Here is a 13,102-nt window from a genome sequence, read left to right as displayed (position 1 = left end):
CAAGCGCATGCAGCTGCGCGTGCCGCCGCCGCTGATCGTGGTCGCCGGCGCGCTGTGCGCATGGGGCGCAGCACATGCCTGGCCGGCAGCGACCCTGCTCCTGTCCGGCCAACGCCCGCTGGGCGTGGCCTTGATCGTCGTCGGGTTGATCGCCAACGTGGCGCCCAAGCTGCATTTCCGCCGTGCCGGGACCACGGTCAATCCGCTGCATCCACAGCGCGCCAGCGCCTTGGTGCAATCCGGCCTGCATCGCTATTCGCGCAATCCCATGTACCTGGGGCATGTGCTGATCCTGCTGGGCTGGATGCTGTGCCTCGGCCATCCGGCCGCAGGTCTCGCCCTGGCGATCTATCTGCTGTATATCGATCGTGTACAGATTCCGCGCGAAGAAGCGGCATTACGCGAACGCTTCGGCACCGGCTACACGAATTACTGCAGCCGCGTGCGCCGCTGGCTGTAGCGGGAATTCCGCGACGTTGGCCAGCGACCGCCGCCCAGCATTGCGGACGGCGGCCTGCACCGCATGCGCCGCAAGGCGGCGACCGGATGCGCGAACGACGTGCTCTTTCAGCGCAGGCACGGCGCACCGCTTGCGCAACGCTGCACTGCGCAAGCAGTCAATCGGGAAGAAAATCAGCGCACCGCAAAAACCGCCGCGCACGCGCACGCAGCATGCCGGCGCGCTACCGGCGGCATGAAGTCGCGTGTTACGACATGCCTTCGAAGAACAGCTCGATCGCCATCACCAGCGCGTCCTCGCGGCCGTTCGCCGCCGGGTAATAGCGTGGGCGGCGGCCGATCTCGTTGAAGCCTTCGCTGTGGTATAGCGCGATCGCGCCGGGATTGGACGGGCGCACTTCCAGGAACACGCGGCGCGCGCCCAGGTCGGCGCCGTATTTGATCAGCGCGCGCAGCAGCAGGCGGCCGTAGCCGCGCGACTGCCGTTCCGGCGCGACGCAGACGTTGAGGATGTGCGCCTCGCCGGCGGCGACGCTGATCACGCCATAGCCGACGATCTGGCCCTGTTCCTGCAGTACCCAGCCCGGGTAGCCGGCCTGCAGGCAGTCGCGGAAGATGCCGCGCGTCCACGGGAACGGATAGGCGCGGCGCTCGATCTCCATCACCGTATCGAGGTCGGTTTCGCGCAACGTGCGCAACGTCGCCGCCGCCGGCGAGGACGCCGAACCCAGCGCGCTCACCGCGGCGCCTGCTTGCGCAGCGCGCGCAGCTGCGGCCACAGCGCACGCTTGGCGGCGGCGTTGCCGCGCAGCTCGGCCAGCGGCCAGGTCGCCATCAAGGTCTGCGTGGCCGGATCGTTCGGATTGCATCCGGAAGCGCGCAGCATTGCGATCTGCAGCCGGTCGGGCAAGCGCAGGCCGGCGCGGCGCGCAACCGGCGCCGGCGCCGCGCGTTGCGGCTCAGGATAAGCCGCCGGTGCGGCCGGCGCGCGGCCGCGTGGCGACGGCTCCGTGGGCGTGGGCGCTGCGGCGCGCGGTGCAGGCGCCGGTGCCGCGTGCCCGGACAGCGGCACCGATCCAACGGCATCGGCGGCAGGCGGATCGCGCAGCTGCGCCTGCGCCGGCTGCGCGACCACCGCACCGACCTCGGCATCGACGCCCACATACACGGTATGCCCCAGCGCCTGCAGCCAGCCATGCTGCTCGGCCGTCAACAGCGGCGCAGCGCTGGACATCGCCTCGCTCACGTCGCGTCCGGCAGCTTGCGCCAGCGCCGCCACAGCCAGTGGCAGGGACCGGACAAGGCGTACAGCACGCCGATCGCCAGCAGCGCGCGCGACAGGTCGATGACCAGCACCGCGATCACCACCGACGCCAGCACCAGCATCAGGAACGGCACGCGGTCGGCGCGCGGGCCTTTGCCGGCGCCGCCCTTGAAGCTCCAGAAGCGGATCCGGCTGACCATCAGCAGCGCCGCGACCACGGTCAGGCCCAGCGCCACGTAGCGCAGCTGCTCGCCGTCCCAGCCCAGGTTGCCGTCGGCGAACGCCCACACGAAGGCCATCATCAGCCCTGCCGCGGCCGGACTGGCCAGGCCGACGAACCAGCGCTTGTCGACAGTGCCGACCTGGGTGTTGAAGCGCGCCAGGCGCAGCGCGGCGCAGGCCGCGTACAGGAACGCCACCGACCAGCCCACCCGGCCCATCACACTGCCGTCGAACTTCAGCGCCGACAGCGACCAGTGGTACATCACCAGCGCCGGAGCCATGCCGAAACTGACCAGATCGGCCAGCGAGTCGTACTGCACGCCGAATTCGCTGCTGGTGCCGGTCAGCCGCGCCACCCGCCCGTCCAGCCCATCCATCACCGCGGCGACGAACACCGCCACGCTGGCGTGCACGAACTGGCCGTTGGCGGCAGCGATGATGGCGTAAAAGCCGGAGAACAGGCCGGCGGTGGTGAACAGGTTCGGCAGCAGATAGATGGTGCGCGAACGGGGAGGCAGTCGGGATGGGTCCATGCCCGGCAGTTTAATCGACTTGCCAGGCCCGACGGCGGGTGCTGCAATCGGCACTCGCCCCGTGCCCGTGGAGACCGTGATGCGCGCCCTGACCCGGCTTTGCTGCCTGTGCCTGCTCACCGCCAGCGGCGTGGCCGGCGCCACCACCCTGTACCAATGGAAGGATGCGCAGGGCGTCACCCACTATTCGCAGAGTCCGCCGGCGGACGGCAAGTACCAGGCGCGGCGGGTCGACAGCCACGGCGGCACCCAGGCCGAGAGCAGCGAGGTCGCCGCCCCGGCCGAAAACGCCAACTGCCTGAGCGCGCGCAAGAACCTGGACATCCTGGGCAAGCCGGGCAAGGTGCTGACCGACCGCGATGGCGACGGCAAGCCCGACGGAGAACTGGAAGAAGCCCAGCGCGACGCGCAGAAGGGCCTGGCCGAGGCCGCGATCAAGGCCTATTGCGCGCCGCCCGCCGCCGCGCAGTGAGCGCGGCGCGGCGGCACGGACGCGGCGCGGGCGGCCGTGCATCCCCGCAGCGCCGGCAATGACTGGCAAAATGGGCGCCCGCCGTCAGCGAAGCCCCTCGATGCGCCTTTCCCAGTTCCACCTGCACACCACCAAGGAAACCCCGGCCGACGCCGAACTGGTCAGCCATCGGCTGATGCTGCGCGCCGGCATGATCCGCAAGCTCGCCTCCGGCCTGTACACCTGGTCGCCGCTGGGCCTGCGCGTGCTGCGCAAGGTGGAAGCGGTGGTGCGCGAGGAAATGAACCGCGCCGGCGCGGTGGAAGTGCTGTTCCCGACCATCCAGCCGCGCGAACTGTGGGAAGCCACCGGGCGCTGGAAGAAGTTCGGCGGCCTGATGCTGCGGATGAAGGACCGCAAGGAGCAGGAATACTGCTACAGCCCCACCGCCGAGGAGGCCGCCGCCGATTTCGCGCGCCAGGAGCTGAGCAGCTACAAACAGCTGCCGGTCAATTTCTACCAGATCCAGACCAAGTTCCGCGACGAGATCCGCCCGCGCTTCGGGGTGATGCGTGCGCGCGAGTTCCTGATGAAGGACGCCTACTCGTTCCATGTCAGCGACGCGGACCTGGCGCGCGAATACGAGAACATGAAGGCCGCCTACGGCCGCATCTTCACCCGCCTGGGCCTGCAGTTCCGCGCGGTGCAGGCCGATTCCGGCGACATCGGCGGCGACGCCTCGCAGGAATTCCACGTGCTGGCCGAGTCCGGCGAGGATTCGCTGGCGTTCTCCACCGGCTCGGACTACGCGGCCAATGTCGAGACCGCAGTCGCCGCCGATCCTGCGCCGCGCCCGGCAGCGCAGGAACAACTGCGCAGGGTCGCCACGCCCACCCAGAAGACCTGCGAGGCGGTGGCCGAATTGCTCGGTATCGCGCTGCAGCGCACGGTCAAATCGGTCGCGGTGATGGCCGGCGACGCGTTCGTGCTGGCGCTGGTGCGCGGCGATCACGCGGTGAACGAGATCAAGCTGGGCAAGGTCGCCGGCCTGGCCGGCTACCGCATGGCCAACGAGGCCGAAATACGCGCTCACCTCGGCAGCGAGCCGGGCTTCCTCGGCCCGCTGAATCCCAGCCAGCCGATCCGCGTGGTCGCCGACCGCGACGTGGCGGCGATGGCCGATTTCGTGGTCGGCGCCAACGCGGCCGGCTTACATCTGGCCGGGGTGAACTGGGGCCGCGACCTGCCCGAGCCGGACGTCGTAGCCGACCTGCGCAACGTGGTCGAGGGCGAGCGCGCCCACGACGGCGGCGAAATCCGCCTGGCACGCGGCATCGAAGTCGGCCACGTGTTCCAGCTCGGGCGCCAGTATGCGCAGGCGCTGGACGCCACGGTGCTGGATGAGAACGGCAAGACCGTGGCGATGGCGATGGGCTGCTATGGCATCGGCATTTCGCGCATCGTCGCCGCGGCGATCGAGCAGAACCACGACGAGGCCGGCATCCGCTGGCCGCCGCCGATGGCGCCGTGGTCGGTGGCGGTATGCGTGATCAATCCCAAGCGCGATCCGGCGATCGACGCGGCTGGCGAGGCGCTGCTGGCCGAGCTGCAGCAGGCCGGCCTGGACCCGGTGCTCGACGACCGCGGCCTGCGCGCCGGCGCGATGTTCGCCGATATCGAACTGATCGGCATCCCGCAGCGGGTGGTGGTGTCCGAACGCGGGCTGGCCGCCGGCACCTTCGAGTACCGCGCGCGCAGCGGCGGCGAGGCGGAAAACCTGGACAGCGCCGCCTTGCTGGCGCGCCTGCAGGGTTAATCGGAAAGGCCGGGAATATATCCCGGCCTTTTTTCTTGTGCCGCCGTCTTCATGACACAGCCTCTACATTTGCCGGGGCAATATGCCAATCGAATCAGCGGCGCTGCCCCTCGTTGATTTGACAAGCAGAATTCGGCGCGTATAAGTGTCAGCCACGCCGATCCAATGACGGCCTGCCTATCGAAATACCCGGAATATTTGTCAATTCGATAAAGCGATATTATGATTCCGCTCTAGCCAGGGTCCTCTAGCCAGGCAATGGCTGCATGCCCATCGTCCATTTTCCGGAGTAAAAATGACCATCGATCTCAGTGGCCTGTCGGCCAAGCAGTTGGGCGCTCTTATCAAGACGGCCAAGAAGCAACAGACCATCGTCGCCAAGCGCACGCCCATCGCCAAGGTCCGCACCCTGCTGGCACGCCTGGCCAAGTCCCACGGTTACAGCATCGACGAAGTCGTCGATGGCGCCACTCCAGCCAAGCGTGGCCGCAAGCCGGCTGCCGGCAAGCCGGGTCCGAAGCCGGGCCGCAAGCTCGGCAAGGTGCCGCCGAAATACCGCAATACGGCCAATGCCACGGAGACCTGGACCGGCCGCGGCAAGCAGCCGCGCTGGCTGGCCGAGCAGGTGGCCAAGGGCAAGAAGGTCGACGACTTCCTGATCGCCGCGCCGGCCAAGTCCGCCGCGCCAGCCAAGAAGACGGCGAAGAAGACCACCAAGAAAGTCGCCAAGGTCGCCAGGAAAGCCGGCAAGTCCGCGGCCCCGAAAAACTGATCGGGAACCCGATCCGGCAACGGCTCGGGGAGCGTCCGTCGATTCAAGCAACGCCGGCGCAAGCCGGCGTTTTTCATGCCTGCCGCAAGCGCAATGGCGCTAGAGATTCTTCCGCGCCGGCACCAGCAGATTGCCGAACAGCAGGCCGGCGACCAGCGCCATCACGATATTGGTCACCGCCAGCAGCGCCGACTGCCCGCCGGACACGTCGTGCTGCTGCACCATGGTCAGCAGCCCGCGCAGGCTGGCGCTGCCCGGCACCAGCATGATGATGCCGGGCAGGCGGATCAGCGCGCCCGGCCGGTGCACCAACCGGCCGAACAGGTTGCCAGCCGCGGTCAGCGACATCGCCGACAGGAAGATCCCGACCGGGCTGCCCCAGGCCTCGCCGGCGAAGCGCGCGATCGCGTAGCCGGCCACCGAGGCCGCCATCACCCACGGATAATCGCGGCCGTTGGCCTTGAACAGCAGCGCGAACGCATACGCGGCCACCAGCAGCGAGGACCATTCCACCCACACCGCCTGCGGCCGCGATGCGTGCACCAGCGGCTGCAGGCCCAGCAACTGCGCCAGGGTCACCGCGATCACCGCGCCCACGGTGAGCTTGAGGATGGTGGTGACCGCGCCGGCGAAGCGCGCCACGCCGGACACCCAGTGCTGGCTGGTCAGTTCGTTGACCGCATTGGTCAGCGCCATTCCCGGCAACAGCACCACCAGCGAGGCGATGATCACCGAATTGAGGTTCAGCGGCGCCACGAAGGTCGCCACCAGCGCGGCGACGACGCCGGCCAGCAGCGCCGCCAGCGCCTCGCTGGCCTCTTTGGCCGCCGGGCGCGTGTCGGTGAGCTGGGTCAACGCGCCGATCAGCAGGCCGATCGCGGTGGCGGTGGCGATGTCCAGCCACGGCAGCCGCCACAGCCCGGCCACGCCCAGCGCCGCCAGGCCGAAGCCGAGCACCTGCATCGCCTTCCAGCGCCGCCCGGGCGGGCGGTCCAGCTGGCGCAGCGCGGTATGCCCCTGGGCCACGCTCATGCGCCCGCTGGCGACGTCGTCGGCGATGCTGTCGGCAACGCTGAGCTTGTGCAGGTCGTTGTCGCCCGGCGCCAGCCGCACCACCCGGGTGATGTCGCTGGAGCCGATCGCCTTGGTCGGATCGCTGAAGCTGAGGATAACGCCGGTCGGGTTGGACCAGGGTTCGCAGTCCAGGTCCAGCTGCTGCGACAGCGCCACCACCGCCGCCTCCAGGCGCTGCGCGGTGGTGCCGTAGGTGTGCAGGCGGCCGGCGATCTCGGAGACGAAGGCGATCCGTTGCGCATAGGTGGCGGTGGAAGCGTGGGCGATGGGTGCGGCTTGCATGTCGGCTAGTATGGCGCCAACCCCGCGCACAGCCACCCTGTGGCGCACGACGACATTGCGCTGCAGGCGAAACAGGTATGCTCGCGCCCCGGACGCCCCATGATCGAACCGCAACCGCCACTACTCAGCCAGGACGACCGAGACCCCACGCGGGTGCGGCTGTCCGGCAGTTGGACGCTGGCCACCGCGCTGGCGTCGTCGGACGTGCTGCGCACGCTGCCGGCCGGCACCACCGGCATCGACGCCAGCGGCATCGCCCAGCTGGATTCGGCCGGCGTGCTGCAGCTGATCCGCTACGCCACCCGCAACGGCATCGCCCACGAGGCGCTGAACTTCCGCCACGACCACCAGGCGCTGGTCAGCACCATCGAAGACGTCGCCGACGACCGCCCCAAGCGCAAGCGCGACTACGGCTTCGCCGCGGCGCTGGAGCGGCTGGGCTATGCGGTACACCGCAACGGCAAGGAGATCGTCGCGCTGGTCGGCTTCCTCGGCGAGACCCTGGTCAAGATGCTGCGCCTGGTGCACGAACCCCGGCGTTTCCGCACGACCGCCACCGTGCACCAGATGGAACAGGTCGGGCTGGACGCGGTGCCGCTGGTCGCGCTGCTGTCCTACCTGGTCGGCGCGGTGATCGCGTTCCTGGGCTCGACCATCCTGCGCGACTTCGGCGCCGAGATCTACGTGGTGGAACTGGTCAGCATCGCCTTCCTGCGCGAATTCGCGGTGCTGCTGACCGCGATCGTGCTGGCCGGGCGCACCGCCAGCGCGTTCACCGCGCAGATCGGCGCGATGAAGGCGCGCGAAGAGATCGACGCGATCCAGACCCTGGGCCTGGACCCGATGGACCTGCTGGTGATCCCGCGGCTGGTGGCGCTGCTGGTGATGCTGCCGCTGCTGACGTTCGTGGCGATGATCGCCGGCCTGGCCGGCGGCGTCACCGTCGGCGCCTTCGACCTGGGCATCCCGCCGCAGATGTACCTGGCGCGCATGCACGACACCATCCAGCTGCGGCACATGCTGGTCGGCCTGTCCAAGGCCCCTATCTTCGCGGTCCTGATCGCCCTGATCGGCTGCCTGGAAGGCCTGCGCGTGGAAGGCACCGCGCAGTCGGTCGGCGAGCGCACCACCTCCAGCGTGGTGAAGTCGATCTCGCTGGTGATCATCATCGACGCGATCGCCGCGCTGTGGTTCATGAACGTGGGGTGGTGATGTGAGGCCGGGAATCGCACATCGGGAATCGGGAATGGGCAAAGCCGACTGCATCTATGCATCCGGCCGGGAGTGCATGCGTTGACCAATCCCCCATCCCCCATCCCCAATCCCGAAGAAGAACTGGCGATCTCGGTGCGCGGCCTGCTCAACCGCTTCGGCACACAGACCGTGCACGAAGACCTGGAGCTGGATGTGCGCCGCGGCGAGATCCTGGGCGTGGTCGGCGGCTCGGGCACCGGCAAGTCGGTGCTGATGCGCAGCATCCTCGGCCTGCGCGAGCCCGATGCCGGCCAGATCCGCGTGCTCGGCGTGGACGCCGACTCGCGGCGCCGCGAAGACCGCCTGCACGTGGAGCGCAATACCGGCGTGCTGTTCCAGGACGGGGCGTTGTTCTCCTCGCTGAGCGTGGGCGAGAACGTGCAGGTGCCGCTGAAGGAGCACTTCGGCGAACTGCCCGACAGCTGGCATTACGAACTGGCGCTGCTGAAGGTGAAGCTGGCCGGGCTGCCGGCCGATGCGCTCAACAAGCTGCCCTCGCAGCTGTCCGGCGGCATGCGCAAGCGTGCCGGGCTGGCGCGCGCGCTGGCGCTGGACCCGCCGCTGCTGTTCCTGGACGAACCCACCGCCGGGCTGGACCCGATCGGCGCGGCCGCCTTCGACCGCCTGATCCGCACCCTGCAGGAAGCGCTGGGGCTGACCGTGTTCCTCATCACCCACGACCTGGACACCTTGTACGCTATCTGCGACCGCGTGGCGGTGCTGGCCGACCGCAAGGTCATCGCCAACGCGCCGCTGGCCGAGATCGAACAGGTCGACCACCCCTGGATCCAGGACTATTTCCACGGCCCGCGCGCGCGCGCGGCGCGCGACGCCAAAACCGCCTGGAGCGAGACCCACTGAGCCATGGAAACCAAAGCCAACTACGTCCTGATCGGCGCCTTCACCCTCGTCGCCGGGCTGGCCCTGCTCCTGTTCGGGCTGTGGGCCGCCAAGTATTCCTCCGACCGCACCTGGCAGGAATATCGGGTGGTGTTCCGTGAGGCGGTCACCGGCCTGTCGGTGGGTAGCCCGGTGCAGTACAACGGCATCGCGGTCGGCTCGATCACCGAGCTGACCCTGGCGCCGAACGATCCGCGCCAGGTGGTGGCGCGGGTGCGGGTGAACTCGACCACGCCGATCAAGAGCGACACCCGCGCCAAGCTGGGCATCACCAGCCTGACCGGGCCGTCGATCATCCAGCTCTCCGGCGGCACCCCGGAGGCGCCGGCGCTGACCACCATCGATACCAGCGACGCGCCGATCATCCAGACCACGCCCTCGGCGCTGCAGAACATCACCGACACCGCCAACCGCATCGTCGAGCGCCTGGACGAAATGCTCAGCGACCGCAACGTGGCCAGCATCACCGCCACCCTGCACAACCTGGAAACGATCAGCGGCGCGCTGGCCGACCGCGACGAAGGCATGCAATCGCTGATCCTCAGCGCGCGCGATGCCGCGCGCAATCTCGACGTGACCCTGAAGACCACCAACGGCACCATCCAGCGCCTGGACACCAACCTGGTGCAGCAGCTGCCGCCGATCCTGGACAAGCTGGAAAGCACGCTGAGCAAGCTCGATTCGGCGTCCGGCAACGCCGACAAGATCCTGGGCGAGAACCGCGCGGCGATCAACAGCTTCGCCAACGACGGCCTGGGCCAGCTCGGCCCGACCCTGACCGAACTGCGCGGGCTGATCCGCGACCTGCGCCGGGTCAGCGACCGCCTGGACAACAACCCCGCGCGCTACTTGCTCGGCCGCGACGCCCCGAAGGAGTTCCAACCCAAATGAAGCCGACGCGCGCCCTCCTGCTGCTCGCCGTCCCGGCCCTGCTGCTTGCCGCCGGCTGCTCCGCGCTGACCGGCGGCAGCAAGGAGCCGGTGACGATCTACGCGCCCAACGTGCGCGTCGTGCCGAACCCGGCCTGGCCACAGGCGACCTGGCAACTGGCGATCGCCAAGCCCAGCGCATCGCGCATGGTCGACAGCCCGCGCATCGCGGTGCGCCCCACCCCGGACGAACTGCAGGTGTACAGCGGCGTCAGCTGGGCGCAGCCGGCCACCGACATGCTCGAGGACACCGTGGTGCGCGCGTTCGAGGATTCCGGGCGCATCGCGGGTGTGGCCCGGCTCGGCACCGGCATCCGCGCCGACTACAAACTGATCCTGGACCTGCGCCGCTTCGAATCGGACTACGCCGGCCGCGCTGTGCCCTCGGCCACGATCGAGCTCAACGCCAAGTTGCTGTACACGCCCGACCAGCGCGTGGTCGCCTCGCGCACCTTCCTCGCCGCGCAACCGGCGGCCAGCACCGCCCAGGCGCAGGTCGCCGACGCCTTCAGCCAGGCGCTGTCGCAGGTGACCGGCGACGTGGTCGGCTGGACCCTGCAGCAGGGCCAGGCCGATGCGGCAACGGCGCTGGCACCGCCGCCGAAGCCCGCCCCTGCACCACGCCGCTGACCGCAAAGCCCCTCTACTCCGGGAGAGGGGTTGGGATGAGGGTACGGAGCGAAGCGACTCGCGCAGCTTGGATGCGCAAGGCTGCGCCCGGACCCTCATCCGGCCCTGCGGGCCACCTTCTCCCGCAGGGAGAAGAGGATTCTTGGCCGCTAACGCGCGGCGATGTTCCGAAACGTCAGATTGATCCGCTCGCCGACCGGCTTCGCCGTCCGCGGCAAGGCGTGCCGGTACAGGCGCTGGGTCTCCCCGCCCATCAGCAGCAATCCACCGGCGCTCAGTTCCAGCGCCTGGCGCAGCGCCGGCTGCTGGCGGTGGCGCAGCACGAAGCGGCGCGTGGCGCCCAGGCTCAGCGAGGCGATCAGCGGATGCGGCCCCAGTTCCGTCTCGTCGTCGCTATGCCAGCCCATCGCGTCGCGGCCGTCGCGGTAGCGGTTGGCCAGCACGCTGTTGAACGCCACCCCGGTTTCCGCCGCCAGCCGTTCGCGCAACGGCTGCAGCGCCGGCGGCCACGGATGCGGTGCGAAACGGGTGCCGGAATAGCGATAGCTCGCCTGCGCATCGCCGATCCAGCAGCTCAGCCGCGGCGAATCCACCAGCTTTCCGAACAGACGGATGCGGTGCACTTCCCAATTCACCGCGGTCAGCAAGTGCGCGAACAGCACTGCCGCCTCGGCCGGCGCGAGCCAGCCGGGCAGCCAGCGGAGGTCGGCGCCGGGCAGATCGAGTCGCATCGCGCCACGCTAGCATGCGGGCAGGCACCATACGCCAGCGTGCGGAATTTGCCCGATCACGCACAAAGCCTGAAAATGCAGCCAGCCAGAACGAGCCAACCGGAGCGGAGCAGATGACGGGATCGGAGGGCGGCGCCAGCGCGCCGCAGCCAGTGGAGCGCGACGTCATGGAATACGACGTGGTCACCGTCGGCGCAGGCCCGGCCGGGCTGGCGTTCGCGATCCGGCTCAAGCAGCTCAACCCGGACATTTCGGTCTGCGTGATCGAGAAGGCCAGCGCGGTCGGTGCGCAGATCCTGTCCGGCGCGGTGATCGAACCGGCGCCGCTGGACGCGCTGCTGCCCGGCTGGCGCGACGCCCCGCCGCCGATCTGCGTCCCCGCCGGTGAGGACGAGTTCTGGCATCTGAGCAAGGACGGCGGGCGCAAGTTCCCGATCGTGCCGCCGGGCATGCGCAACCACGGCAACTTCATCGTCAGCCTCGGCGCGCTGTGCGCGTGGCTGGCGCCGCAGGCCGAAGCGCTGGGCGTGGAGATCTATCCCGGCTTCGCCGCCGCCGAAACCCTGCACGCCGACGACGGCAGCGTGCTGGGCGTACGCATCGGCGACATGGGCGTGGCCAAGGACGGGGCGCACAAGCCCGGCTACACCCCCGGCATCGATATCCGCGCCAAGGTCACGGTGCTGGCCGAAGGCGCGCGCGGTCATCTGACCAAGCGCCTGGTCAAGCGCTTCGCGCTGGACGCCGACAGCGACCCGCAGGCCTATTCGATCGGCATCAAGGAACTGTGGCAGCTGCCGGAAGGGCGCGTGGTACCCGGCAAGATCGTGCACACCCTGGGCTGGCCGGCCGACAACGCCACCTACGCCGGCAGCTTCCTGTACCACCTGGAGCACAACCAGGTGGCGCTGGGCTACGTCAGCGGCCTGGACTACCACGACCCAGAGTACCGGCCGTGGGAGGCGTTCCAGCAGTGGAAGAACCACCCGCTGCTGAAGCCGCTGCTGGAAGGCGGCACCATCCTGTCGGCCGGCGCCCGCGCCATCGCCAGCGGCGGCTGGCAGTCGTTGCCGAAAGTGGAGATGCCCGGTGCCCTGCTGATCGGCGACAGCGCGGGCCTGCTCAACGTGCCGAAGATCAAGGGCACCCACCAGGCGATCCGCAGCGGCATGCTCGCCGCCGAACACCTGGCCGCCGGCGCCGCGCTGAACCCGGCCGGCTTCGACGCCAGACTGCGCGGTTCGGCGGTCATGGCCGAACTGCGCCAGGTGCGCAACATCAAGCCCGGCTTCAAGAAAGGGCTGTGGTTCGGCATGCTCAACGCCGCCTGGGAAACCCTGGTCAAGGGCGCCTCGCCGTGGACGCTGAAGGTGACCGCCGACTGGTCGTCGCTGGACCGGCTGGGCGAACACGAACAGCCCAAACGCGACTACGCGCAGCGCGAGCTGGCGCCGCGCGACCGCCTGCAGGGCGTGTACTTCGCCGCCACCGAACACGACGAGGACCAGCCCGTGCACCTGCAGGTGCTGGACCCGCAGATCTGCGTGACCCGCTGCACCGAGGAATACGGCAACCCCTGCACCCGCTTCTGCCCGGCCGCGGTGTACGAGATCGTCGACGACGCGGCCGGCAAGCGCCTGCAGATCAACGCCGCCAACTGCGTGCACTGCAAGACCTGCGACATCAAGGACCCCTACGAAATCATCAACTGGGTCACCCCGGAAGGCGGCTCCGGGCCGAATTACCAGAACCTGTGAGCCGCTTGCGCGCTTCCGGGACGATGTG

The 13,102-nt window shown here is 69.2% G+C and carries 14 protein-coding genes; 9 read left to right on the top strand and 5 right to left on the bottom strand.

Translation table 11 applies throughout. The features are described 5' to 3' along the window. Positions 1-7: 7 nt before the first annotated feature. Positions 8-460 (top strand): methyltransferase family protein, encoded by a 453-nt coding sequence (locus ISN38_RS13230; RefSeq protein WP_058195436.1) that lies wholly within the window; start codon positions 8-10, stop codon positions 458-460. A gap of 247 nt (positions 461-707) precedes the next feature. Here ISN38_RS13230 and rimI read toward each other — a convergent pair whose 3' ends face one another. The 3 genes from rimI to pssA form a co-directional block, all read right to left on the bottom strand. Beyond that, the gene (rimI, locus tag ISN38_RS13225) at positions 708-1,121 is read right to left on the bottom strand and encodes a ribosomal protein S18-alanine N-acetyltransferase (RefSeq protein WP_230839017.1); all 414 of its coding nucleotides are present in this window, start codon (positions 1,119-1,121) and stop codon (positions 708-710) included. A 74-nt stretch (positions 1,122-1,195) separates the two neighbouring features. Further along, a complete protein-coding gene (locus tag ISN38_RS13220; RefSeq protein ID WP_206712222.1) occupies positions 1,196-1,693 on the bottom strand; it encodes an alanine acetyltransferase in 498 nt (165 codons plus the stop codon). Positions 1,694-1,701: 8 nt separating this feature from the next. Beyond that, positions 1,702-2,478, bottom strand: coding sequence for a CDP-diacylglycerol--serine O-phosphatidyltransferase (pssA, locus tag ISN38_RS13215; protein WP_003466812.1), 777 nt, complete (start codon positions 2,476-2,478; stop codon positions 1,702-1,704). Between the two features lie 79 nt (positions 2,479-2,557). On the opposite strand from pssA, the gene ISN38_RS13210 reads away from it, so the two are divergent. From ISN38_RS13210 to ISN38_RS13200, 3 genes are all read left to right on the top strand, one after another. Continuing rightward, positions 2,558-2,950 carry a DUF4124 domain-containing protein gene (locus ISN38_RS13210; protein WP_003466811.1) on the top strand — a complete coding sequence of 131 codons (393 nt, stop codon included), beginning with the start codon at positions 2,558-2,560 and terminating at the stop codon, positions 2,948-2,950. A 100-nt stretch (positions 2,951-3,050) separates the two neighbouring features. Continuing rightward, entirely contained in the window at positions 3,051-4,745 is a 1,695-nt protein-coding gene (locus ISN38_RS13205; protein WP_003466810.1) for a proline--tRNA ligase, read from the top strand. A 295-nt stretch (positions 4,746-5,040) separates the two neighbouring features. Beyond that, positions 5,041-5,517, top strand: coding sequence for an H-NS histone family protein (locus ISN38_RS13200; RefSeq protein ID WP_003466809.1), 477 nt, complete (start codon positions 5,041-5,043; stop codon positions 5,515-5,517). 99 nt (positions 5,518-5,616) lie between these two features. Here ISN38_RS13200 and ISN38_RS13195 read toward each other — a convergent pair whose 3' ends face one another. Further along, complete coding sequence (locus ISN38_RS13195; RefSeq protein ID WP_003466808.1) at positions 5,617-6,873, bottom strand: threonine/serine exporter family protein; 1,257 nt, start codon at positions 6,871-6,873, stop codon at positions 5,617-5,619. Positions 6,874-6,972: 99 nt separating this feature from the next. Between ISN38_RS13195 and ISN38_RS13190 the strand changes: the two genes are divergently transcribed. The 4 genes from ISN38_RS13190 (at position 6,973) to ISN38_RS13175 (ending at position 10,586) form a co-directional block, all read left to right on the top strand. Further along, entirely contained in the window at positions 6,973-8,085 is a 1,113-nt protein-coding gene (locus ISN38_RS13190) for an ABC transporter permease (RefSeq protein WP_003466807.1), read from the top strand. A gap of 81 nt (positions 8,086-8,166) precedes the next feature. After that, positions 8,167-8,988: an ABC transporter ATP-binding protein gene (locus ISN38_RS13185; protein ID WP_003466806.1), complete on the top strand. Its 822-nt coding sequence runs from the start codon at positions 8,167-8,169 to the stop codon at positions 8,986-8,988. 3 nt (positions 8,989-8,991) lie between these two features. After that, entirely contained in the window at positions 8,992-9,918 is a 927-nt protein-coding gene (locus ISN38_RS13180; protein ID WP_058358419.1) for an MlaD family protein, read from the top strand. After that, positions 9,915-10,586: an ABC-type transport auxiliary lipoprotein family protein gene (locus ISN38_RS13175; protein WP_003466802.1), complete on the top strand. Its 672-nt coding sequence runs from the start codon at positions 9,915-9,917 to the stop codon at positions 10,584-10,586. Before ISN38_RS13180 ends, ISN38_RS13175 begins: the two co-directional genes overlap by 4 nt. Positions 10,587-10,735: 149 nt before the next feature. Here ISN38_RS13175 and ISN38_RS13170 read toward each other — a convergent pair whose 3' ends face one another. After that, entirely contained in the window at positions 10,736-11,317 is a 582-nt protein-coding gene (locus ISN38_RS13170) for an alpha-ketoglutarate-dependent dioxygenase AlkB family protein (protein ID WP_003466800.1), read from the bottom strand. 113 nt (positions 11,318-11,430) lie between these two features. Between ISN38_RS13170 and ISN38_RS13165 the strand changes: the two genes are divergently transcribed. After that, positions 11,431-13,074 carry an electron transfer flavoprotein-ubiquinone oxidoreductase gene (locus tag ISN38_RS13165; RefSeq protein WP_047325316.1) on the top strand — a complete coding sequence of 548 codons (1,644 nt, stop codon included), beginning with the start codon at positions 11,431-11,433 and terminating at the stop codon, positions 13,072-13,074. Positions 13,075-13,102: the final 28 nt, after the last annotated feature.

It is taken from the genome of Xanthomonas translucens pv. undulosa, assembly GCF_017301775.1.
Taxonomy (GTDB): domain Bacteria; phylum Pseudomonadota; class Gammaproteobacteria; order Xanthomonadales; family Xanthomonadaceae; genus Xanthomonas_A; species Xanthomonas_A translucens.
Note: the sequence above shows the minus strand (reverse complement) of the source record. Positions and strands in the feature narration are given on the sequence as shown.